General features: G+C 39.5%; 14 protein-coding genes. 5 read left to right on the top strand and 9 right to left on the bottom strand.

The window, feature by feature from the left end:
- Positions 1-279: 279 nt before the first annotated feature.
- Entirely contained in the window at positions 280-864 is a 585-nt protein-coding gene (locus NXS00_RS17235) for a NifU family protein (protein WP_258100496.1), read from the top strand.
- A 34-nt stretch (positions 865-898) separates the two neighbouring features.
- Here the strand turns inward: NXS00_RS17235 and NXS00_RS17230 are convergent, their stop codons facing one another.
- Together NXS00_RS17230 and NXS00_RS17225 are read right to left on the bottom strand one after the other, a co-directional pair.
- Positions 899-1,462, bottom strand: a complete 564-nt coding sequence (locus NXS00_RS17230; protein WP_258100495.1) for an EF-hand domain-containing protein — start codon at positions 1,460-1,462, stop codon at positions 899-901.
- Between the two features lie 162 nt (positions 1,463-1,624).
- Positions 1,625-2,185 carry an EF-hand domain-containing protein gene (locus NXS00_RS17225; RefSeq protein WP_258100494.1) on the bottom strand — a complete coding sequence of 187 codons (561 nt, stop codon included), beginning with the start codon at positions 2,183-2,185 and terminating at the stop codon, positions 1,625-1,627.
- Positions 2,186-2,304: 119 nt separating this feature from the next.
- Between NXS00_RS17225 and NXS00_RS17220 the strand changes: the two genes are divergently transcribed.
- The 3 genes from NXS00_RS17220 (at position 2,305) to NXS00_RS17210 (ending at position 4,737) form a co-directional block, all read left to right on the top strand.
- Positions 2,305-3,864, top strand: coding sequence for an NAD(P)/FAD-dependent oxidoreductase (locus tag NXS00_RS17220; RefSeq protein ID WP_258100493.1), 1,560 nt, complete (start codon positions 2,305-2,307; stop codon positions 3,862-3,864).
- Between the two features lie 119 nt (positions 3,865-3,983).
- Positions 3,984-4,193 (top strand): hypothetical protein, encoded by a 210-nt coding sequence (locus NXS00_RS17215; RefSeq protein ID WP_258100492.1) that lies wholly within the window; start codon positions 3,984-3,986, stop codon positions 4,191-4,193.
- Positions 4,194-4,329: 136 nt separating this feature from the next.
- Entirely contained in the window at positions 4,330-4,737 is a 408-nt protein-coding gene (locus NXS00_RS17210) for a SiaC family regulatory phosphoprotein (protein WP_258100491.1), read from the top strand.
- Between the two features lie 4 nt (positions 4,738-4,741).
- Here NXS00_RS17210 and trhA read toward each other — a convergent pair whose 3' ends face one another.
- The 4 genes from trhA to NXS00_RS17190 form a co-directional block, all read right to left on the bottom strand.
- Complete coding sequence (trhA, locus tag NXS00_RS17205) at positions 4,742-5,383, bottom strand: PAQR family membrane homeostasis protein TrhA (RefSeq protein WP_258100490.1); 642 nt, start codon at positions 5,381-5,383, stop codon at positions 4,742-4,744.
- A 50-nt stretch (positions 5,384-5,433) separates the two neighbouring features.
- Entirely contained in the window at positions 5,434-6,588 is a 1,155-nt protein-coding gene (locus NXS00_RS17200; RefSeq protein WP_258100489.1) for an MFS transporter, read from the bottom strand.
- Positions 6,589-6,732: 144 nt separating this feature from the next.
- Positions 6,733-7,650 (bottom strand): HEAT repeat domain-containing protein, encoded by a 918-nt coding sequence (locus NXS00_RS17195; protein WP_258100488.1) that lies wholly within the window; start codon positions 7,648-7,650, stop codon positions 6,733-6,735.
- Positions 7,651-7,652: 2 nt separating this feature from the next.
- Entirely contained in the window at positions 7,653-12,809 is a 5,157-nt protein-coding gene (locus NXS00_RS17190; protein WP_258100487.1) for a coiled-coil domain-containing protein, read from the bottom strand.
- 95 nt (positions 12,810-12,904) lie between these two features.
- Here NXS00_RS17190 and NXS00_RS17185 point away from each other — a divergent pair, with 95 nt between their 5' ends.
- On the top strand, positions 12,905-13,039 hold the full coding sequence (locus NXS00_RS17185; RefSeq protein WP_258100486.1) for a hypothetical protein: 135 nt from the start codon (positions 12,905-12,907) through the stop codon (positions 13,037-13,039).
- A gap of 37 nt (positions 13,040-13,076) precedes the next feature.
- Here the strand turns inward: NXS00_RS17185 and NXS00_RS17180 are convergent, their stop codons facing one another.
- From NXS00_RS17180 to NXS00_RS17170, 3 genes are read right to left on the bottom strand one after another with little or no spacing between them, the layout of a single operon-like run.
- Positions 13,077-14,783, bottom strand: coding sequence for a hypothetical protein (locus NXS00_RS17180; protein WP_258100485.1), 1,707 nt, complete (start codon positions 14,781-14,783; stop codon positions 13,077-13,079).
- Complete coding sequence (locus NXS00_RS17175; RefSeq protein ID WP_258100484.1) at positions 14,780-16,213, bottom strand: PorP/SprF family type IX secretion system membrane protein; 1,434 nt, start codon at positions 16,211-16,213, stop codon at positions 14,780-14,782. The genes NXS00_RS17180 and NXS00_RS17175 overlap by 4 nt, the downstream gene beginning before the upstream one ends.
- Position 16,214: 1 nt before the next feature.
- A complete protein-coding gene (locus tag NXS00_RS17170; protein WP_258100483.1) occupies positions 16,215-22,325 on the bottom strand; it encodes a PKD domain-containing protein in 6,111 nt (2,036 codons plus the stop codon).
- Positions 22,326-22,381: the final 56 nt, after the last annotated feature.

Genomic DNA, 22,381 nt, shown 5'->3' with positions numbered 1-22,381 from the left:
AATAATCAGCCAACCCTTACGGTTAATCATTAGCCATAAAAGTGAGCGTTTCATTTTCTAATATTGAATCAATGTCAGGTCACTGAGGTATCGCAGCCTTAGTGATGGTCATTGAAGGCGGGTTTTCACAGAAGGTGAAAACGGAACACAAGGCGACTCTGTCAAGTCGCCTTTTTTTTATCCCCAAAGACCCTTTTCTTACTTATTTGAAAATAGTCTGGCTTTTCTGAACTTTTGAACGACTTTTGCATTTATTACAGGAAGCTAACGAAAGTAAGAATGGAAGCAACTACGAAACAACCAATCAACATATACACTGAGTCTAATCCGAATCCGAATTCTCTGAAATTCGTCTTGAACTTCCTTCTTTTACCAGAAGGCGTAAGTAGGGATTTTCCGGATAAGGAAAGCGCGAGTGAAGCTCCTCTTGCAAGTGAACTCTTCGACTTCCCATATGTAAAACGAGTGTTCTACATGAGCAACTTCGTGACTGTCACTAAAGCTGAGGATGTAGAGTGGGCAGAAGTAAAACACGAAGTTCAGCAGTATATCAAATCATTCCTGGAGGCTAACAAGCAAATCCTTACGGAAAAAGAAGTAGAAGAAGATCACAAAGTGAGTGACTCTGACACAGATATCGAAGCAAAAATCAAAGGTGTACTTGATGAGTACATTCGTCCTGCTGTAGAAATGGATGGCGGAGCGATTACCTTCGATTCATACCATGAAGGAACGGTAAAAGTATTGCTACAAGGAGCATGTAGTGGATGTCCATCATCTACGGTCACCTTGAAAGCTGGTATCGAAAATCTATTGAAAAGAATGATTCCTGAAGTTCAGGTGGTAGAAGCTGAAGGAGTTTAATCTCGGTCATCAAACTGGAAGTTGACTAATTTGCTTAAACCAATTTTGCTGACTTCCAGTCTCCAAATATCCAATTTCCTGCCGATTGGGGTTCCTTTGATAAAAAGAAATCCTCAAATGCGTGGACCATCTCGGCCATCGAAATTTGATCATCGTGGTTAGTATCTAATTTCTCAAACGCATACTCTGAATGCTCCTGATCAATCTCATAGACCGTAAACATGTCTTGATACTCTTTTTTGGAAATCTGCTTATCTCCGTCTTGATCAAAGAGCATGAAAATGTAAGATGCAGTTCTAAAAATATATCGTTTGACCGCACTACTGTCTGATTCCTCATCGGAAATAAAAAAAGCACACCACTCTTGATCATCCAATTCTACTTTAGTTTTACCCATATCCTGGAGCAAATCCATATAGATGCGAGTGGCCTTAAACTTTAATTGCAATCTCTGAGGGTCTTCTTTTCCAACCTGAAGAATATCACTTATTCGTTCAGCCACCAGTACAAAATCATCAGGCTCCAGAATACCGTTTCTATCTGAGTCCAATATCTGAAAAAGATAAGTCAATTTCTGTTTTCTGATGTCTTTTGCCATATATATGAAGGTTGGTCTTACCTAATAAAAAGCTATTAATACCCCAATCCACATTGAACTATCAAAGTCAAGATCACTCATATTATGAACTATCTCTTTATTTATCAGCTATTTTTTGGTGTATCTGCCATAAGTATAGACGAACACAGCATTTGAGGAAATTTACGCGGCACTTGTAGAGGTCCAATCACCAAACATCCAGTTTCCTGCAGCCTCTGGATTGGAGGACATCAAAAAATCACGGAAACCACTAACCATTTCCATCAAGGAAATTTTACCGTCCTGGTTGGTATCCAATTTTTGGAACCCCTTTTCAGAATACTCCAAATCGATATCGTATATTTTGAACATATCCAGATACTCCTCTTTGGAAATCACTCGATCTTCATTTTGATCAAACAAGTTGAAAATATAGGCGGCAGTTCTGAAAATGTACTTTTTAGCAGATCCTTTCGAAACCTCTGCTTGTTCGAATAACCTTCTCCATTCTTCTTCTCCAATTGAGATATCAGACTTGTCCAGGTCTGTAAGCAACTGCACAAAAAGTCTTAAAGCTTTCAATTTAAGCCTCAATCGCTCTTTTTCATTTTCACCATACTCCAATATATCAGAGATTTTCTCAGCCACCGCGACAAAGTCATCAGGCTGAAGAAGTCCATTTTTATTGGCATCAAGAATCTTAAAGAGATAAGTCAACTTTTGTCTTCTTACATCAGAAAGCATGGTTATCAAGGTTAGTACTATATAAAAATACGTTAATTCTAAACCAATTCCATTACCACTTATTGAAAATTGGGACGCATTATCACTGCTTATGTGGCTATTCTTCTAATTTTGCACTCATGCGCGAGTTCAATATTGTGGTATCCCCTGAAGTTGGTTTTGATGAAAAGAACCTGAGCACTTATCTAAAGAAGAAAGGATTACTTTCAAAGGATGAAGAGTATTTTCAGATAACCAGAAGATCCATTGATGCTCGTCAGAAGCAAATCAAAATCAATTTGCGCATCCAGGCTGACGCTAAGCCCTTGTCTGTTGAATTTGTGGAATACCAACAAGAAGCACATCAGGTATCAGATAGTCCTGAAGTGATCATTGTAGGAGCAGGTCCTGCGGGTTTATTCGCAGCGCTAAGAGCCATAGAGCTCGGTTTTAGACCGATAGTACTCGAACGAGGCAAAGATGTACAGGCCAGGAGAAGAGACCTTGCCGCAGTTAACAAAGAACATACGGTAAATCCAGACAGTAATTACTGTTTCGGAGAGGGTGGAGCAGGCACGTATTCTGATGGCAAATTATATACGCGTTCTAAAAAACGTGGAAGCGTCAGACGCATATTTGAAATTATGGTAGCCCACGGAGCCACCGAAGAAATTCTTGTAGATGCTCATCCTCATATTGGCACGAATAAACTTCCTAAACTAGTCGCTGCTTTGCGAGAAGCTATCATTGAATCTGGAGGAGAAGTACTTTTTGACAGCAGAGTTACAGATTTCATCATAGAAGGCAACCAAATGAAAGGTGTTGTGCTGGCTGACGGGACTAAACTTACAGGAGTAGCTACCATCCTCGCCACGGGACATTCGGCTAGAGACATATTTCACTTATTAGACAGAAATAACATCTTAATCGAAGCGAAGCCTTTCGCATTAGGCGTGAGAATTGAACATCCGCAGCAAGTAATAGACCAAATTCAATACCATTGTGAAGATCGTGGACCTTACCTTCCTGCTTCTTCTTATAGTTTGGTCAGCCAAACTCAGTTCAAGAATGTAGAACGCGGTGTATTTAGTTTTTGCATGTGTCCTGGAGGATTTATCGTTCCTGCAGCAACAGCCCCAGGAGAAGTAGTGGTCAATGGAATGAGTCCCTCAAGAAGAAATAGCAAATTCGCTAATTCAGGCATTGTGGTAGCTGTTGAACTTGAAGACATCAAGGAATATGCTAAACACGGTCAATTAAGCGCTATGGAGTTCCAGGCGGCAGTAGAAAGGAATGCCTGGAAATTTGGTGGAGAGACTCAAGTCGCTCCTGCACAGCGTTTGGTTGATTTTGTAGATGGAAAGACCTCTTCCTCTTTGAATGAAACCTCCTATCAACCAGGGCTTAATTCAGTGAAAATGGATGAAGTGTTGCCAGAATTCATCGCAAATCGACTAAAACAAGGTTTTAAGGCGTTTGGCAATAAAATGAGAGGCTACCTGACCAATGAAGCTCAAATCATTGGGGTAGAAAGCAGAACCTCCTCTCCAGTACGTATTCCTCGAGACTCAGAGACCTACCAGCATCCACAATTAAAAGGATTATATCCATGCGGAGAAGGTGCAGGCTATGCAGGAGGTATTGCCTCCGCAGCGATGGATGGTGAAAAAGTGATGGAAGCAGTTGTGCGGAATATATGAAGTAATCACCAATCATCTCTCAGAGTTTCACCTATTTAATAAACATGGTGAAATGCTCATGTATTGAAATTGAGGCTTCTCTAATTTTGTTAAATCCATCAACAATAATTTTTTAACTTATGCTTGGTGAGTCATTTTTTAGCGAAGGAGACGAAGTAATCGTCAAAAGTGCAAGACATCCTATCCCGATGATTATCAGACAAATATACCTGAATCAAAACGACAACTCTGTCAAATACAAGTGTTCATGGGAGTTATTTGATGGACGTATTAGCAATACGATATATGATGAATCGGAATTAGAAACTCTAAAGAACTCAACTATCTAACCCCCTCCCCAAAACTGGGTACTCCTTTTAATTAACCATTACGCGTTACCCTTAATTTACCATTTTACGTATTCCTCGCTTATACAAGCAACTTATCATAACCAACTTTGCATCATCAAATTAACAAAGATTGGATATGACTACTTCATTTGGCAATTTCACTGACTCACAGCAATCAGCCAGTTGGGATGACACCAAAAAGACACCATTTATAGTTTACAACAAAATACACAGTAAACTATCTATTAAAGGGCATTCATTTTTAGAAAATGCTGACTCCTATTACCAGCCTTTTATCAGTCTTATTTACCATGACCTTACAGAAAAGGGTGCCGCCACGGTGGAACTTCAATTTGAAAGCTTTGGTCCAAAAACAGCCAAAGTATTGTTCAAATTCTTTGAGAACCTGCGCTACTTCAAAGTGAGAAAAAAGGCTGCAAGAATTATCTGGAAATATGAAGCTGGAGATGACAACTTAATGGAAATGGGCGAAGCATTCTCCGATCTTTTTGATCTTGACTTTGAATTGAGAGAAGTCGACTAATCTACTACCACAAGAAAAAGAAAATTGCCACAAAGTGTGAAATGCTTCCTAATAGCACCCATAAGTGAAATATCGCATGGTTGAATTTCAATCGGTCCATTAGGTAAAACACAGCACCAATCGTGTAACTCACTCCTCCAATTATTAAAAAAGACAGTGCTCCTGTACTCAATTGTTCATAAAGCGGCTTAGCAGCTAAGATGGCGATCCAGCCCATGGCAACATAACCAATTGTTGAAATCAGGTTAAATCTTCCTGTAAAGAAAACTTTCAATACCACTCCAATAGCAGCAAGTCCCCAGGTGATCCCAAATAAGGTCCATCCTACCCATCCATTTAAGGTGACTAAGCAAAACGGCGTATAGGTACCTGCTATTAGCAGATAGATCGCCGAGTGATCGAAGATATTCAGTCGTCTTCTGAGGTTTCTACTTTTTGCGGAATGGTACAATGTAGATGCCAGATACAATATCACCAGTGTGGCACCAAACACAGAAAAACTGACAATGTGCCAAACGGAACCGTATATAGAAGCAAAAACTACCAACAAAGCAAGTCCTGCTACACTTAAAATCAATCCAATGAGGTGAGTCACCACATTCATGATTTCCTCTCCTCTTTTATAGTAAGTAATCGAATTAGCCATATGCACAGTTAACGATAATCGTCTGCAAATGGTGCGTCAACTGATTTAGATCATGAAGATTTTTTCCAAATCCATAGCACAACAAACTGTACAACTATCAGCGGAAGTGTTAAAAGCAACAATGTCTCCCAGCCAAGTGCATATACTACCCACCCTGCACTCAATCCGGCAACAGCTTGTGTGGAGAAAATAATCAATTCATTAATTCCCTGGACCTTATAGCGTTCGGCTGGTTTGTACACGGTCGGCAATAGGGCTGTTCCTCCCACAAATAGGAAATTCCAACCCAAGCCCAGCAATAATAGAGCTCCAAAATAATGATGGAAAGCATGCCCTGAATAAGCTATGGCCACGCAAATAATATAAATCACCAGCCCAACGATCATCATTCGAGCAATACCCAATTTCTTAATCAGCCAACCAGTAATAATGGAAGGCAAAAACATTGCTACTATATGGCTTTGAATGGTCCACTTGGTATCTGAGAGACTATGCCCATCCATCACGTGCATGCTTACAGGTGTAGCCGTCATGATAAAGGACATCACAGCATAGCCAACCGTTGCACCAAGTACGGCTACCCAAAAGGCAGGATTCTTACTAATCTCTTTGAGTGAACGTGCGCTTCCTTCCTGGGTGGAATTGTCTACAAGTGTATTCTGATAAGCTAACAACACGATAAATCCTAACCCAAACAATACAGCAAGCATCACATAGGAGCCCACAAACTGCTGAGGCATCCAGTCTTTACCAAGCAATGCCACTTCCGGTCCAAGAAAGGCAGCCACTATTCCACCCAGCAATACAAAAGAGGCAGCCTTAGGCAGTAGTTCTTCTGATACGCTTTCCATCGCTGCAAAACGAAACTGAAGCAAAGCCGCACTATTGAAACCAAGTAAAAACGTACATCCTACAAAGAAGTAGAAATGCTCCAGAGAAATGGCATAAGCTGCCAACAAAGCAATAACAATGGAATATAGGGCTATGGCCAAAAAAGAAGCCTTTCGACCGATCTTCTTCATCAACATGGTGACAGGAACCGTTGAAAGTGCGGTACCCACCACGATACTTGCTACCGGCAGTGTCGCCAATTTCTCATTGGGTGCCAACTGGCTACCAACCAATCCTCCCACAAACACATTGAGGGAGTTCATAGACATCATAAGTGCTTGCGCAACTGTTAGGATCCAGACGTTCTTATGCATCTGGTAAAAGTAGATAGAGTCTTGAAATTAAGTGTACAAAAATAGCCAGCATGAAGACACACTGGCTTTATAAATACTTTTAGTGTTAATAACTACTTGTCTGGATTCTAGCCAACCTAAATATCATATGATATTAATGGATCTTTATAGAATTTGATAATTAGGATTAACAGCAAACCATTCTCTTGCAGTCTCGAGTGCTTTTCGATAATTATTCGTTTCTATATCTCCACTTGCACCAATTGTCAGAGGAAAATCAACAATATGAGGCGTTATATATTCTAGAATTCTATAGGCACAATTAATAGCCCTAGTTTGGTCCGGATCAGCTGGTTCACAGTTCTTTTCCTCTTTATTCAGTTCTTCAACCAGATAATCATATAATTCTTTTTGATTAGTATAAATCAATCCTGGTACGATGTTGTAAACCACATCGCTATCAACCTGAAGGTTGCTAACCTTATTTTTTACTTTAGTAATGGCACTCTGATCTCCCAATCTCGCCAACGCAAGGTATGTAGCCCAACGAATTTTAGGCGAATTTCCTGGTTGCGAAAAATTCCGTAAAGATTCAATTGCTGATTGTTCTCCCATCCTACCAACCAATTCAATTAGAACTTCCTTATTTGACACTTCTTGATTCAGCAATTGAATTAATCGCTGTTTTTGAGGATTGGTGAATAGATCAGGATCCAAATCGTTCATATTATCTAAGGTAATACTTTGAATTTCAAATGATGAGTCCTCTAAACCCTTAAATTGAATTCCCAGAATACGTTGTTTTTCTATTTTTTCATCAAAAACCCGATGAAGAACATCTAGTGATTGAAAGCCTAATCGTCTTATGATAACCAGTGTATCACTTAAACTTCGGTCTATTGCAGGTAGAACTCTATCCAGGTTCTTTTCACCTCTCAACAGTTCATAAGGTAACGATGGAATTTCCCCTTTTATGGCCTTTGGTCTCGCTTCCTCGACGTACTTACCAAAAGCTTTATCAAAGGACTGGGCCTGTGAAATATAAGAGATAAATATTATCAGTAAAAAACATAAGTATCTCATAGCTACATGTTCATTTCAAAGTTTTTATTAAACCCAAAGTTCAAGAAAAGTATCTTAATTCTTCCCTCTACTTTTCCATAGAGAACGGTTGGTTGCGGATTAAACCTCATGATAGCGTCAGCTGCTATATAAATATCAGCTAAAGTGACGGACCCACTCTTTAAAGCCGTTTTGTAAGATAAGTAGATTTTAGCCCATAACTCCAACCAGACACCGGCTTCCATGATCATGAAATCAGGGCTATGCTGAATTAATGCTTGTATACCAATAGCAGCACCCGCATCGAATACCAATCCTACTTTGGCGATACCCACATTGAGATCTATACTGGTATAGAAAATAAACTCTAAGCCCAGCCCAAGAAATGCTGTATTCTGGTTAATATCCAGCCAACCTGTTGGTCCAAAACCAGCGCATGCTATAATGAAACGAATCTTTTCTTCTTTACTACCAACGGCAACACGCCAAGCTCCTGGCCTGGTATCAACAAGTAAGCTTCCACTAGCACATAGCGTTCCTGTCTTATTAACTTCTGCAGCTGCATATCCGAAGAAATGCCTTTCAGCTGAGTTATAACTAAGTGTCAAAGTTGCTTTTATTACCGCTTTATCATCAATAGCATTAACCTGGGGATTGGTACTGATAAACTGAGCATTTCCATCAAAATCCCAGGTATAATCGCCTGTAGCAAAGGTGCTCATAGCAGCATCCACTTCCAGACGCATCTTAGTACCTTTTTTTGGTCCAAACATGATCAGATGTAGAAATGCTCCATAATTCACATTTGCATCTGGCGTTAGTTCACCAAAACCTTCTGCAGACATGTGATGATAGATTCTACCCCGTAGAGCCATTATCTCTAGCGGCCCTAATTTCAAACCATCAGGTGGAGGAGCATTGTTATCATCCATTCCAGCTTTACCTACATTAGACATATCTGTAGTAGGCTCTGATTCATTAGAAGGCTCTGTCGCAGTAGCAGCTCCTCCAACCTCTGCCATCCAATAACTCAAACCATCTTTACGACCGTTGATATATGCTAAAGTTATGGTGAATTGATTCGGTTTTTTAATGAATGCCTCAACGTCACCTGCAAATCCGTCGCCATATATTGGATGATCTTTCATAAAATGAATCAATCCATTAATTTCTAGCACGTTAGATCGCACTTTAATTGGTATTGGATCAAACAACAATTCCTTCGGATTTCCTTTCGCCAAGGCCTTCAATCCTGCTGCAGCAAAATCTACAGGTACTTCAACCCCTATTTCATCCCCTAGGGCATTGTTAGCAAATTCTTCAAACTTCTGTGCAGCCGCATCTGCGACTGCTGATGTAATGGCCTCCTTAGCCCCTTGTGCAATTCTTGCTGAGATTCTTTTAGGATCTATATTCCCTATCGCATCTTGTCCTAAACTCTTGATGGTTTCCAGCATCTTATCCGCATCTACCTTTGACGCCACTTCTTCCCCAAGATTCTTGAATTCATCCTTGAAGCCATCTAATACTTCATTCATGATCTCTTTCGGGTCAAGATCACCACTTAAAGCACCCATTGCTACTGACTTTGCAGTGTTATCTACCAATCTATGAGCCCGTTCAGAAATACTTGTAGAAATGAATCCAGTTACAGGAAATACCACATTTTCATTGACCGAGTTGGTGACAGAACTCATCACTTCATTAACTACAGCTCTTTTCGTCGTAACTGCAATCTCTCCCACTATCGCAGCAATATTTGGTGCCTTATCTGATAACGAAGCAATGACCTGGTTAGCGGCATTATCGACTACTGTACCAACTGCGGTTTCGACAAGGTTTTCAACCTCATCAGTCAAACTCGATGCTGTATTAATAATTCTGTTATTGATAGCAAGCGTCACACTATCCACCTGCTTTAAAACCGGATCAGCAAGAGATGCCAATTGCTCAGCTGCAAATTCATCACCAAAACCTTTGAGCTTATCTATTATAATCTGGAGCTCTTCAACTTCATCTTCTATTTTTTCAATACCATCAATAATGGCTTGAATTTTTGCGTATTTCTCGTTGTAATCAGCATCTGTTTTAGCAATAAATGGAAGAGCGTCCTGTAACGTCTTCAAATAGAAAATCACCTCTTCTTTTACGCTAGCATAATCTATTTTTGGTTGATCTTCATCTGTTTCATTAATCAGTTCTTCGGCTTCATATTGCTGACCTCCTATGCTTGAAGCTGCCGCAGTTAGAGCGTCTGAGGTAACACTCTCTAAAGCCGCTTCCTCTTCCTCAAGCTGACTATTTAAATCTTGTTCTAGAGAAGCCAATTCTTCTTCAATCTGAGCCAACCCAGATTGCGCAGAACCAAGATCAACCGCACCCTGTACTTTAGCTGGCTCATAGCTTTCGTCAAGAGAAGAATTTTTAACAAGGCTATACAAGTTAAAAGCTGGAGCACCTTCATCTCCACTCACATCTTCGCCCATCACTACCTTGCCAGAGATGGCAATTCCGTATTGATCTTTATTACGTCCAGCACTTAAAGCATCGATGGTAACCGGAAAATCCTTGAACTTTGTTTGAATCTGTTCGGCAAGCGCTACAATTCCTTCAGGAGTAAAAAATCCAATGGAATAATTACCCCATACCATAAAATTAGGTACTGATTTAAAGGAAATGTCCAACGAAGGCCATTCCAAATCAAGGGTCATACGAATACTTTCCTTATCTACAATTTCCGATTTCAAAATAGATACGTTCAATTTCAAATCTCCTCCTTCTGGATTATGAGTGAAATCTGTACCCGTCAAGTTGGAAATTGTCCCTGGCCTAAACCCTTTATCATGTACCTGAACTTCAAAATCAAAAGGTATGGATTGATCTACTATTGGAACTATTATAGAACCCTCTAGCATACTGTTATCCTGCACGTGATTATTGTGTATATCTAATGTTAGATTAGTATACTCAGCAGGAAAAGTATTGAAATATGCTTCTGATCCACTAAAGTCAATTGATGCATTGAATTCAAGACCTTGAACATCAATCCAGCTCTCAGATGTCGAAGACTGATTATGAGTCATCGTTCTATCAAATGGAGAATCAACAGCCAGTTGATCGTCCTTATCAAAGTCATTGTTAAATTTGATTTTAGATTCTACTAAATAGATACCTTTCCAATAAACATCAGCAGATTTCTTTCCAGGTGATTCATTATCTGATAAGTCAATTATTCCTATTTGTGGATGAATTTCTATACCTGCATTTTCAAAGGCCAAAATTGGCTGTGTAATGGCTGTATTAATGATGGATAATTGTTCTGCATCAGTAAAAGCCCAGGTTGAAGAACCTCCAGAAATAGATTTAATCATCTCGGGAGCGATCAGGGTACCATTAATTGAAAAATCAAACTTGTCTTGATTAATAAATACTTTACTTGACTTAGATAGTTTCAGTGTAAAATTAGACGGATCAAAAAGGTCATAACTCAAGTCCTCCAAATCAACATTTCCAAACACTCTAAAACCATTAAAAGAGAGCCACTTTTTCTGGCTTTTCACATAGGTTAAATTGCCCTCCTCCACAGCAAAAGGAACATCCCATTTGAAATATCCTTTGACCTGCATGCCGTCCTTGTCCAACTTGAACTCATCATATAGGAATTCACCAGAACCATTGTCTTCAAAACGAGCAGCAAGTGGGTATGAACGTTGAGGTATCTCTGTAATGATATTGCCTGATTTCAAATAATAAAGACCAGATCTTTCTTCAACTTTAAGATGTTCAAACTCCACTTCATACCAGTCATCGTCACTATCAGACAGTTGTACTCTTCCTCCCCCTGACAAGTCATTTAAGTCTTTATTTGATATAAAATCAACTAATACTTTATAGTTTCCTGCATAAAAGGCCTCTACCAAACTGGGACCAAAAAAAGTAGACACATCACTTTTTGCCACCTCAACATCATTTGCAAATGCTTTGACTTGCCAGGCATATTTCTGCTCAATGTCAAGCTTATCTAACAAACTTGATTGCTCAATACCGATTAGAATTCCAGTTTTTGTGGACCTTTTCCATACTGGATTGGCAATAATCGCTGATTCAGGATCCTCATTCTCCCCTATTTCCTTTACTATCAACTCATAGTCAATGGCATAATTTGGAACCCAATTACTTGGTCTACTCCATCTCACTCTTTGTGTCATTCCTCTCCTAAAACCTGCATCATAATCAGGAAACAGAGGCCTAATTTTTCCACCAACAGGATATCCATAATGAAAATAGCAGAACTCACTATATCCATTATTTTTAAAATAACTCCGTCCGTTCTCATCAACCGCTTGAATCCGGTAGATATAGGTTTTACCTAGGTCCAACAGGGGTTCTGAAGGACCATAGCTCAATGTTGTGTTAGTAACTATTCCTGATTGATATACCTGTAAAGCCTGTCCATTGGCCACTGCACTAAGTGGATTCGCTGTAGGGTCCAGCATCTCCCATATTGTCAATTGAAATTCAGGAATAGACCCTCTTGGTGTTCTGGTATTGTACAATTGCCACGTGATTGGAAAGGTGATCTGAGTAACTGGATTTATGATTGTGTTACATAATGGAGAAACTACTAACGGAGGGTCCAACAACTTGATATAAATACTTGCACAGATTTCCTCTGAAAGTGGATCACCGGTTGCATAATCTAGCACTTGTAAACAAAATGAATATTGACCTTCAGGAAGCCTACCACTACTCATTACTCCAGACACATCTCCGCGTATGTCCAAATTGGCAAAATTGAAATATTCTGTCCAGTCAGATCCTGAAAACTTGTAAAGTTCACCTGGCAGAACAGTAATTGGAGCACTTGGTGTAAAAGTTGACTTAGTAGTTAACTGAACATCAGAACTTTGAATGGTCATTTTTAACTTGAAAGTCCAGGATGCTTCATTAAAGTCATTGAACAGAATATTCCCGATAAATCGTTCACTACCCACCTCTACGTAATCGCTGATATATACAGAAGCGGGCTCACTTACAAATGGAGTCACATTCGCTGGATACCTATCCAATTGCGCAGAAGCTGAATGCCAAAAGAGCAAAACCAGCACCAAAAGGAATGGTCTTTTTACCTGTTTACTGATTCTGTTTAGGTTCCATATGTCGGTCATGTTCAATTTCATGAATTGCTCTTTATTGGTAACATGTAAATTGAAAATCCCAAGATTTTCAATAACCCTAATTTCTTGACTATATAAATTGATCTCAATTCGAAAAGGTGAGTCAACTCTACTTCTCTATTCTTTCTATATCCTTCTCTATCTCCTATAATCCTTATGATTACATAGGTCAATATTTCTTTAATCTGCACTACATTAATGGCTCTATATCGAATACAGGACCAAACATCTAAAAATACCATACAATAAGAAAGTTTACTCATAGCGTTCCTATATCCTAAAACTATAATTCACAGTTACTCGAATTTCTTGTATTGTATTACCATCTTCTCTTTGGGTGGTCTTGTAAATGTAAAAAGTGTTTAATGCGAGCGAATGTCTCTTACCAGGTTGATAGGTCGTTGACCACCTTACATTGTTAATGTTGCTATCCAGATCTCCATTTAAATGACTATTGAGTAAGCTCAATGAGACATTCGACCGAACCTTATTTTTGAAAAAGGGTCGTGATGCACCAATGATTGGACCATATGTCGTATTGGTAAATTCAGCGGACTTTGATTGATTAAACGACATTGAGGTCGTGAATTGCAAAGTCTTTCCCAGTGCAAATGAATATCCAGCGTTCGCACTCTGAAAATTGGATCCATTTCCCTGATTATCACTAGCATCTTGGAAGTTCCCTGTCAGAAATAACGCACTTTTATTCTTCTGACTCAATTGGTAATTAGCAGTTACCATTGCTGATCTAGTCACCTGAAAAAACTCCAAAGTATCAGATAGGATATCTGTACGGATCAATACTTGTCTGGTACTAGTACTAAAATTTGAATAATTAAGACCTAGCATCAGCTTTTCACTTGCTGTGATATTAGCTGAGGTGCTGAATATAAACCTTCTGAGTTCTGCGGCATTTTGATTTTCCAGATTATTCTTTTGCACACCTCCATTAGCAGATAAATTGACTTTATTCCTCAGTAATGGTATTGTTACCCCAAGAGTGATGTCTTCCAAGTCATTGTTTAAAAATGAGGAACCATGAGTGGTGTATCCAGGATCTACCCTGCGATACCTCAAATTTGTCTGAAACATTTCTCCTGAATAAACGACCTCACCTTTAAAAGCATTGGTAAAAAGTGAAGACGCATTAGGAGTAAATAACCCTGCTAGGTTATTAACAAATGAATAATCATTAATCAGCAACTCTGGTATCCGCGTATCTCTAGTAAATAAACTATAAGCATATTCTCCTTGGACTTTAACTCGTTCTAGCAATTTGAAACCAGTTTCAAGCCCCATCACTAAATTCTCCTCAGGAGTAGGGTTGTAGTCTATTGAAGTTGAATCTTCTAGTGATATGGAGTTTACATCATCAGCGGATTTAAAAAACATTGCGGCAGCATGATGATCTCTTGTCTCAAAACCAACTTTTAGACCATATCCAATTCGCTTATAGGTTGGAACGGCATAAATCTGACCTTCCTGAGAAAATTTATCCACAGGCTTTGCGAAACGGCCATACATGGCACTTACTCTCAATGGATGGTGCTCGGGCTTGAACTCAACTCCTATTCCAAAAAACAAATTACCAGCCAGTGTAAAATCTGAAAATGTTAACGTCCTATGCCCCAAATGAACAGTCCACGCTTTATAAGTTGGACTAATGCCAAATCGATTAAATGGTTGAGGCTGAGAAAAATTCCTATTTTGTTGTGATATTGTGAAGGAAAAAGGTGCATTAATAATGTCTAAAAAAGTTAGGTTCATATTAGCATTGACCTGCCAAAAATAGGGATCTCTTTGGCTTGGAGCGCCAATAGAATGATAGAAGGTGTTGGTTACAGCAATACCTCCACTATACTTAAAAAGGTCCTCCTTTTTTATGTTCTCAATATCTTGAGCAGACACTAAAGTCATCAGACAGAAGAAGGCCAAAACAGCAAGAATCGGGCGATATGTGAACCCAGATTTCATCATCTTTCTTCCTTCTTATAAATCCACGGCTCTTCGATGATAAATGGCATCGCTGGTCCACTCTTTATTACTTCTAATTTTTGTAATGCCTCTTTTACAGAATCCGTATTATCAGAATAAATAAAATACCATGTCTTGTTAGCATTTTGCACTAATCTGGTATCCAGATTTGCCTCACGCTTCATCACTTTCTGAAATATTTTGGCATTTTCCATTTTATGCAGTGCTCCAACCACCACATAATATCCTTGAAGTTGGTCGATATCATCAGGCTTGGCTTGTAGCTCTTCTATTGTTTTTTTGAGGTCACTTTGATAAGTTTCTACCACCTCTCTAAGTCTCTCTATTTCTTGATTCTGAGTTCGCAACTGTCTTTCAGTTCTAGATAACTGATTAGATACTTGCTCATTTTGCTGCGCCAGCGCATCAATTTTTTCTTGATACACACTGTTTTCCATTAGCTCTTTAGCCTGATCCTGGCTAATGTTAGAGATCCCCCCAGATCCTCCGCGAATTTTGATCCCAAGCATAAATTCATGGGTAGAGCTACCAACTATATTTAAGTCAGTAGTCGGAAATTCATAAGCATAACTAAATACGTATTGATCATCTAGTTTGAAACCAAGAGATGCTCCTGCTCCAATGTCATGGCGGTACATTAGGTTCGTCCATATGAAATCTTTGTACCCAACTTTCACATAGCCATCATACTGAGATTTCAACCCTTGAATTGTTCTGATAAGTACCTGAGGAGTGATTGTCACATTTGGCCCTACCTCAAACAGGTATTGAGCAGTGGTATAATAATGTCTGACAAGGGTGTAATCAAGTGTCCTAAAAGCTGCCTGCTCATCATGATCAAATGTATTTTGAAATAATTGATCTCCAGAAAAACCAATTCTAAGGTTCTTTATACTATAAGACAAACCTACAGCTCCTTCAAAAACTGTTCTTGCATCTACATTTTCAAGCAAATTGGGATCAGAAATGTCCTCAGCTCTAATTCGATCAAAGAAGACCTTATTTCGAATCGCTTGAAAACTCATTCCGAATCTTAAGGTCTGTATTGGTGTAAGGTTCACTTCATATGAACCTGTAAGTGCACCTCCAGTTCTACCCAAAATATTGGTCACATCATTTATAAATGTCACACCTAATCCAACTGGATAATTCTTCAAATTACCATCAAGTGTGAATACTTGAGTTTCAGGTGCTCCGTCTACTCCTGCCCATTGTTTTCTATACAAAAAGTAAGCGGATGATTGCTCCGCGTAACCTGCCATTGCAGGATTGTACAGATACGGGTTCAGATAATAATGAGCATATAATGGCAACTGTTGTGCTCGAAGCTCTTGTGACCACAATCCTGACAACAGAATCAAGAATGCTATCACACTCCCATTTGAGTATTTCTTATTCGTTAATTCAGTCATCTCACTTATTTCTTATAATTGTTAATGCTCCTTGATATTTCCTATCTGACCTGGAGAAGGTAATGACATAGAAATAGGTGCCATCAGGTAAAATATCAGAGCCTGAAGTGCCTTTCCAATCATTTTCATAAGCCTCTTCTTGAAATACAAGAGAACCATAGCGGTCATAAACTCGTACATTCACGTCGCCAAAGGTTTCTACATTATTGATAACCCAAGTATCATTTTGTCCATTATCATCAGGAGTAAACACATTATTCGCAACTATTTTGAAATCTTCAATTACGTTTACTCGTACGGTATCTTTATTTCTACACCCGAATTGATCAGTTACAGTAACTTCATAATCTGTGGTAGTTAATGGTCTAGCAATTGGATTAAACACATTGGAATGATCAAGACCTTCCAGTGGATACCAGCTATACCGCACTCCGCCTTCTGCAACTAACTGAACTGTGTACCCTTGACTTACAGATGTATCTTCACCTGCACTAACCTCTGGAGTTGCGTATATTTCTACAGTTCGTGTGATCACATCTATACAATTATTTCCAGAGGTTGCCGTCAATGTAATGTCATAGAAGCCTGGGGCGTCGTATAAATAACTAGGATCTTTGGAAGTAGAAGTTTGACCATCTCCGAAATCCCAATGATAGGTCATACTTCCATTGGCAATTTGAGACGAATTTTCAGCAGTTATTTCAAATCCGAAACAGACATTCTCTACAGAGAAGTTGGCAACTGGAAAATCATAAATTATCACCTCTTTCGTGGTGTCACGTTTACATCCAAACTCAGAGGTAAGTTTTAGCACAGCATCGTATGATCCCGGGTTGAGGTATTGGTGCTCTGGATTTGGTAAAATGGAATTGGATTGATCTCCAAAATCCCACAAATACGATTCAATAGAACCACTATTGATGGAGCTTTGATCGATGAAATAAGTCATAAACCCATCACAAACTGCTTCAGCAACAAAATCAGGAACTGGCAACGGATGTATGACAACCTCTTCTGTCAACTCAACAACACATCCGTGGTTAGACGTAGCTGTTAGACTGACAGCATATTTGCCATCTTCAACATATATATGATCAGGACCAAACTCTGTACTTTGATTTCCATCATCAAACAGCCATAAATATTCCAAACTTCCGGAGGCCACTGTACTGTAGTTAACAAAACTTACGCTCTCTTCAAGGCACACATCTTCCATTTCAAAAGCTACCACAGGCATAGGAGCAACTCGAATGGTTTTCGAAACTTCACTGTTACAACCGCTTTCATTTTCGATTGTCAATGTCACTTCATATAATCCTGCGGCTTCAAAATCATGAGACGGACTTACTACATCAGAACTTTCACCATCACCAAAATTCCATAGATAACTTAGATCATTCCCAGTTGAGTTATTTGTAAATACTGCAGTCTCATTTCTACATATATTTTCAAATGAAAAATCTGCTACTGGTTGCTCAAAGACATTTACAATCAATGTATAATCAGTCTGACAACTTTGATTACTTGTAGTTTCAAGGTTAACACTATATGCCCCGCTTTCTTCATAATTATGTGTTGGGTTCACAGCAGGTGATGTATTGCCATCTCCAAAATTCCAGGCATAGGTAACTGTTCCAGAAGTAATCCCAGAGTTATTAGCAAACGTGGTAGTTTCTCCAAAACAAACATCTATTGATGTGAACGTTGTAGTTGGCAGCGGAAATACTTCTACTTGTTTTGTGACCTGATCACTACAGCCTTTATCAGTTATTACTTCAAGTTCTACACGATACTCTCCATCCGTTGCATAGTCATAGCTAAAATCAGCTTCCGTTTGGGTCGTGCCATCATCAAGATCCCAGTTGTAAGAATCAATTGTTCCAAGGGCCACAGTTGAAAGATTGGAGAAATCCATTGGAACGTCCAAACAGACATCAGATTGACTAAACCCTGCAACAGGATTCGGGTTGACTGTGACATCTCGCGTTAAGGAATCAATACAACCTGCTGTGGATTCGGCAACCAGTTTCACAGCATAGGTTCCATAAGAACTGTAAGTATGGCCAGGGTTTGAAATTGTAGAAGACTCTCCATCATCAAAGTACCATTCATATCCAGAAATTACTCCTCCTGAAACTGCTGTATTATTCACAAAAACTGACTGTGTACCATCACAAACTTCTGCAGCAGAAAAGTCAACTACAGGGAGTGCATTTACCTGAACAAAAAACGACTCACTCTCGAGTACTGTACATACTCCATTTTGAACCTGTGCCCTGTAATAAGTTGAAGAGATAAGATTTGTAAATGTTAATTCATCTGTGATATTAGACACATCGATCCAGGTAGTATTATCACTTGATGTTTGCCACTTTAAAATAGATCCATTGTAACCCTCCAAAGTAAGCGTTCCAGAATTCAATTCTGCACATACTTCATCTACACCTGTAATGGTCCCTGGATCGGTTGGAGTATCCACTGTTATTTCGACAACATTACTGATTTCAGCGTCACAAACACCACTTTGTACTACAGCTCGATACCAGGTTGACTGTTCCAAATTATCATAGTCTAAAGTAGTTGTCGTTAAATTAATTGGAGCCCAAGGTTGTTGTCCCGTAAGTGAAAACTCCCACCTGACAACATTCCCAACAATTCCTGAAAGAGTAATTTGACCACTATTATCACCTTGACAAACAGTAGCGTTACCAGATAAAATCCCTGCATCAGTTTCAGGAATTACAACAACACTTGCAACTGTAGAAGAATCGACACTACAAACTCCATTCTGCACCAAAGCTCTATAATATGTTGTGCTGTTCAAATTGGAGGCAGTATAAGTATCTGAGGTAACCCCAAGTCCGACCCAGGGTCCTTCAGGATCACTTGAAGATTCCCAATCTATAACATCCCCATAGTAATAATTCAAGTCTAGAACTGTAGCATTTGATCCAGAACATACTTCCGAACTTCCTTCAACTTCACCTCCTTGGCTGAGTTCATCAATCTGAATTCTAGCAGAGGAAGATGGTAAGGCGTCACATCCGCCGCTTTGAACTATTGCTCTAAAATAGGTTGTTTCACGTAAGTCGCTATAATCAAGTGTCGGAACTGTGATATCAATACTTGTCCATTGATTGGTTCCGGTCAAAGATCTCTCCCAGCGAATCACATCTCCGACATGTCCAGAAAGAGTCAAGGTATAAGTAGCATCATCATCAGCACACCGGGTAATTGTTCCATCAACGGTACCTCCTACTGTTCCCGGAATCACTGTAACTCCAGCAATTGAAGAATAATCAGGACTACACACTCCATTTTGTACTTTTACTCGATAAAAAGTGGTGCTCGTTAAATTAGTCGGAGAATAAGTTTCTGTGGTGACTCCCAAACCTGTCCAAGGGCCTGATTGGCTCGGAGCAGATTCCCAATCCTCGATAACTCCAATATAATTAATTACTTCAAGCTCCGTAGAATTAGCTCCAGAACATACGTCAGTACTTCCTGCCAATTCTCCACCATCACTCAATTCATCTATTTGGATTCTTGCACTTGTAGAAGGTTGCTCATCACATACACCACTCTTCACCACTGCTCTGAAATAAGTGGTCTCTTGTAAATCACTGTAATTAATTGAAGTCGTGGTAACATTGATACTGCTCCACTGATCATTTCCAGTCAGTGAGCGTTCCCATCTAATGACCTCACCCGTGTGTCCAGACAATGTCAGCGTATAAGTCGCATCATCATCCGCACATCGTGTTGTTGTTCCCGAAACAGAGCCTCCTACTGTTTCTGGAATAACATTTACAGTAGCTATTGAAGAATAATCCGAGCCACATTCTCCATTTTTCACCTCTACCCTATAATAAGTTGTTACAGTTAAGTCGGTGGCAAAAAAGCTTGATGTAGTAGTTCCTAGCCCAGTCCACGGTCCGGTAGGATCAGGAGCGGATTCCCAATTCTCAATATCTCCAGTAAAATTTGACAATTTCAATTCTGTGGTATTAGTACCACTACAGACATCTGTACTTCCAGAAAGTTCACCGCCTTCGCTAAGGTCATCAATTTGGATTTCCGCACTTAGAGATGCCTCTTCTTCGCAAACCCCATTTTGAACGATTGCACGGAAATAAGTGGTCTCTTGCAAGTCACTGTATTCTAATGTCGTTGTTGTATTGGCAATACTTACCCATTGATCAACATCCGTAAGAGAGCGTTCCCATCTCACAACACTGCCTACATGACCTGACAATGTAAGTGTATAAACAGCATCATCATCAGCACAACGGGTAATTCCTCCGGACACTGAGCCTCCAACTGTTTCAGGTGTCACTGTTACAGTAGCAATTGAAGAATAATCAGGGCTACAGACTCCATTAATTACTTCTACTCTATAATATGTTGTTGTAGATAAATTGGTTGCTATGAACGAAGTAGAATTTACGCCTAAAGTATTCCAAGGCCCAGATGGATCGGTGGCAAATTCCCAGTCATTAATAACTCCATTATAGTCGCTTAATTCGAGTAAGGTAGAGTTTGTTCCAAAACACACTTCTTTGCTTCCAGATAGCACTCCACCATCACTTAGCTCATCAATTTGAATTCTCGCTGATGAAGATGGAGCTTCATCACATATTCCACTCTTAACAATGGCCCTGAAATAAGTTGTTTCCTGAAGGTCACTGTAATCAAGAGATGTAAGCGTATTATCAATTGAAACCCATTGATCAACTCCTGTTAATGAACGTTCCCAACGAATGACATCACCCGTTTGACCTGTTAAGTTGAGAGTATAGGTAACATCATCATCTGCACACCGTGTAGTTGTACCAGATACACTTCCTCCAACACTTACAGGGTGAACTCTTACTTGTGTGCTATACGTATCTTCACATCCAAAGTCTGATTCTACATTAAGCAAGACGGTATATAATCCAGAAGAGGAATAGGTATGAGAAGGATTAACCAGTGGAGAACTATTTCCATCACCAAAACTCCAACTATGTACCAAACCACCTGAAACTGCCGTTGACAAAGACGTAAAATCAACCGCATCTCCTAAACATACCTCAGTCACGGCTTCATACTCAGCCGTTGGTAATGGACTGACATTAAGTTCTTTTGTCAATGTTTCAATACAACCGTTATTCGATGTTACCGTGAGTTTGACTTGATAACTTCCTGGGTTGTCATAAGTATGTGATGGGCTAGCCAAAGTCGAAGAAACACCATCTCCAAAAGTCCAGGCATGAGACATGGTACCACTTGAAATGGTAGAGTTATTAGTAAACAGTGCGGTTTCACCAATACAAATATCACTAAAGGTAAAATCTACTTGAGGTACCGGATGAATGGTTATTGGCTTGGTAATTTGACTTGGACAGGATCCACTTTCTGAAGTTACTGTTAGTGTTACGCTGTAAGTTCCTGCAGAGGCATATGTGTGAGTTGGATTGATCTCGGTAGAAAGTCCGCTCCCATCCCCGAAATTCCAACTATAATTCAAACTTCCTGACTCTATGAAGCTATTATTTGTAAAAGACACGGTCTCTCCAAGACAAGCAGATGTAGGAATAACAAAATCGGCAACTGGATTTGGGTAGATTGTTAACTCTCTTGAGAAGGACTCCACACACCCATTATTAGAGGTCGTGGTGAGCGTCACAGTATAAGTTCCTGCCGAGGTATAAGTATGAGTAGGATCAGTTAAAGTAGAAGAACTCCCATCTCCAAAACTCCATGAGTTAGAACTTATACTTCCACTTCCAATAGTACTAATGTTATCGAATGATTGACTTATTCCCACACAATGATTTGTCGTGGTAATGTTGAAAGAAGTACTTGCTTTAGGATGAACTGTTACGGACTGAGTTAAAGTAGCACGATCACCATTATCGTCAATCACTGTTAACTTTACATTGTAGTTTCCTGTAGCATCAAATGTATGAATTGGATTTCTCACTGCAGATCCTTCCCCATCCCCAAAATCCCACGCATAGCTTGCAATTGGAGAACCGTTCGCAGTTGATGAATTAGAAAAAACCATTTCTGAATCCACACAAGTAGGACTTGCTGTCCAGTTTACCGTTGGTTGTGCAAGCACAGTCATTGAGCTTCCTATTAACAAAGCCCAAAGAAAAACCTTAGCCATTATAGTCTTTCCTC

The organism is Marinoscillum pacificum, assembly GCF_024714495.1.
Classification (GTDB): domain Bacteria; phylum Bacteroidota; class Bacteroidia; order Cytophagales; family Cyclobacteriaceae; genus Marinoscillum; species Marinoscillum pacificum.
Note: the sequence above shows the minus strand (reverse complement) of the source record. Positions and strands in the feature narration are given on the sequence as shown.

Coding starts and splice junctions, on each gene's coding strand:
- NXS00_RS17230 (WP_258100495.1), bottom strand. CDS start 1,462: ATGGCAAAAGACATCAGAAAACAGAAATTGACTTATCTTTTTCAGATA.
- NXS00_RS17175 (WP_258100484.1), bottom strand. CDS start 16,213: ATGACTGAATTAACGAATAAGAAATACTCAAATGGGAGTGTGATAGCA.
- NXS00_RS17200 (WP_258100489.1), bottom strand. CDS start 6,588: ATGCATAAGAACGTCTGGATCCTAACAGTTGCGCAAGCACTTATGATG.
- NXS00_RS17195 (WP_258100488.1), bottom strand. CDS start 7,650: ATGAGATACTTATGTTTTTTACTGATAATATTTATCTCTTATATTTCA.
- NXS00_RS17225 (WP_258100494.1), bottom strand. CDS start 2,185: ATGCTTTCTGATGTAAGAAGACAAAAGTTGACTTATCTCTTTAAGATT.
- NXS00_RS17190 (WP_258100487.1), bottom strand. CDS start 12,809: ATGAAATTGAACATGACCGACATATGGAACCTAAACAGAATCAGTAAA.
- trhA (WP_258100490.1), bottom strand. CDS start 5,383: ATGGCTAATTCGATTACTTACTATAAAAGAGGAGAGGAAATCATGAAT.
- NXS00_RS17235 (WP_258100496.1), top strand. CDS start 280: ATGGAAGCAACTACGAAACAACCAATCAACATATACACTGAGTCTAAT.
- NXS00_RS17210 (WP_258100491.1), top strand. CDS start 4,330: ATGACTACTTCATTTGGCAATTTCACTGACTCACAGCAATCAGCCAGT.
- NXS00_RS17180 (WP_258100485.1), bottom strand. CDS start 14,783: ATGATGAAATCTGGGTTCACATATCGCCCGATTCTTGCTGTTTTGGCC.
- NXS00_RS17170 (WP_258100483.1), bottom strand. CDS start 22,325: ATGACTGTGCTTGCACAACCAACGGTAAACTGGACAGCAAGTCCTACT.
- NXS00_RS17215 (WP_258100492.1), top strand. CDS start 3,984: ATGCTTGGTGAGTCATTTTTTAGCGAAGGAGACGAAGTAATCGTCAAA.
- NXS00_RS17220 (WP_258100493.1), top strand. CDS start 2,305: ATGCGCGAGTTCAATATTGTGGTATCCCCTGAAGTTGGTTTTGATGAA.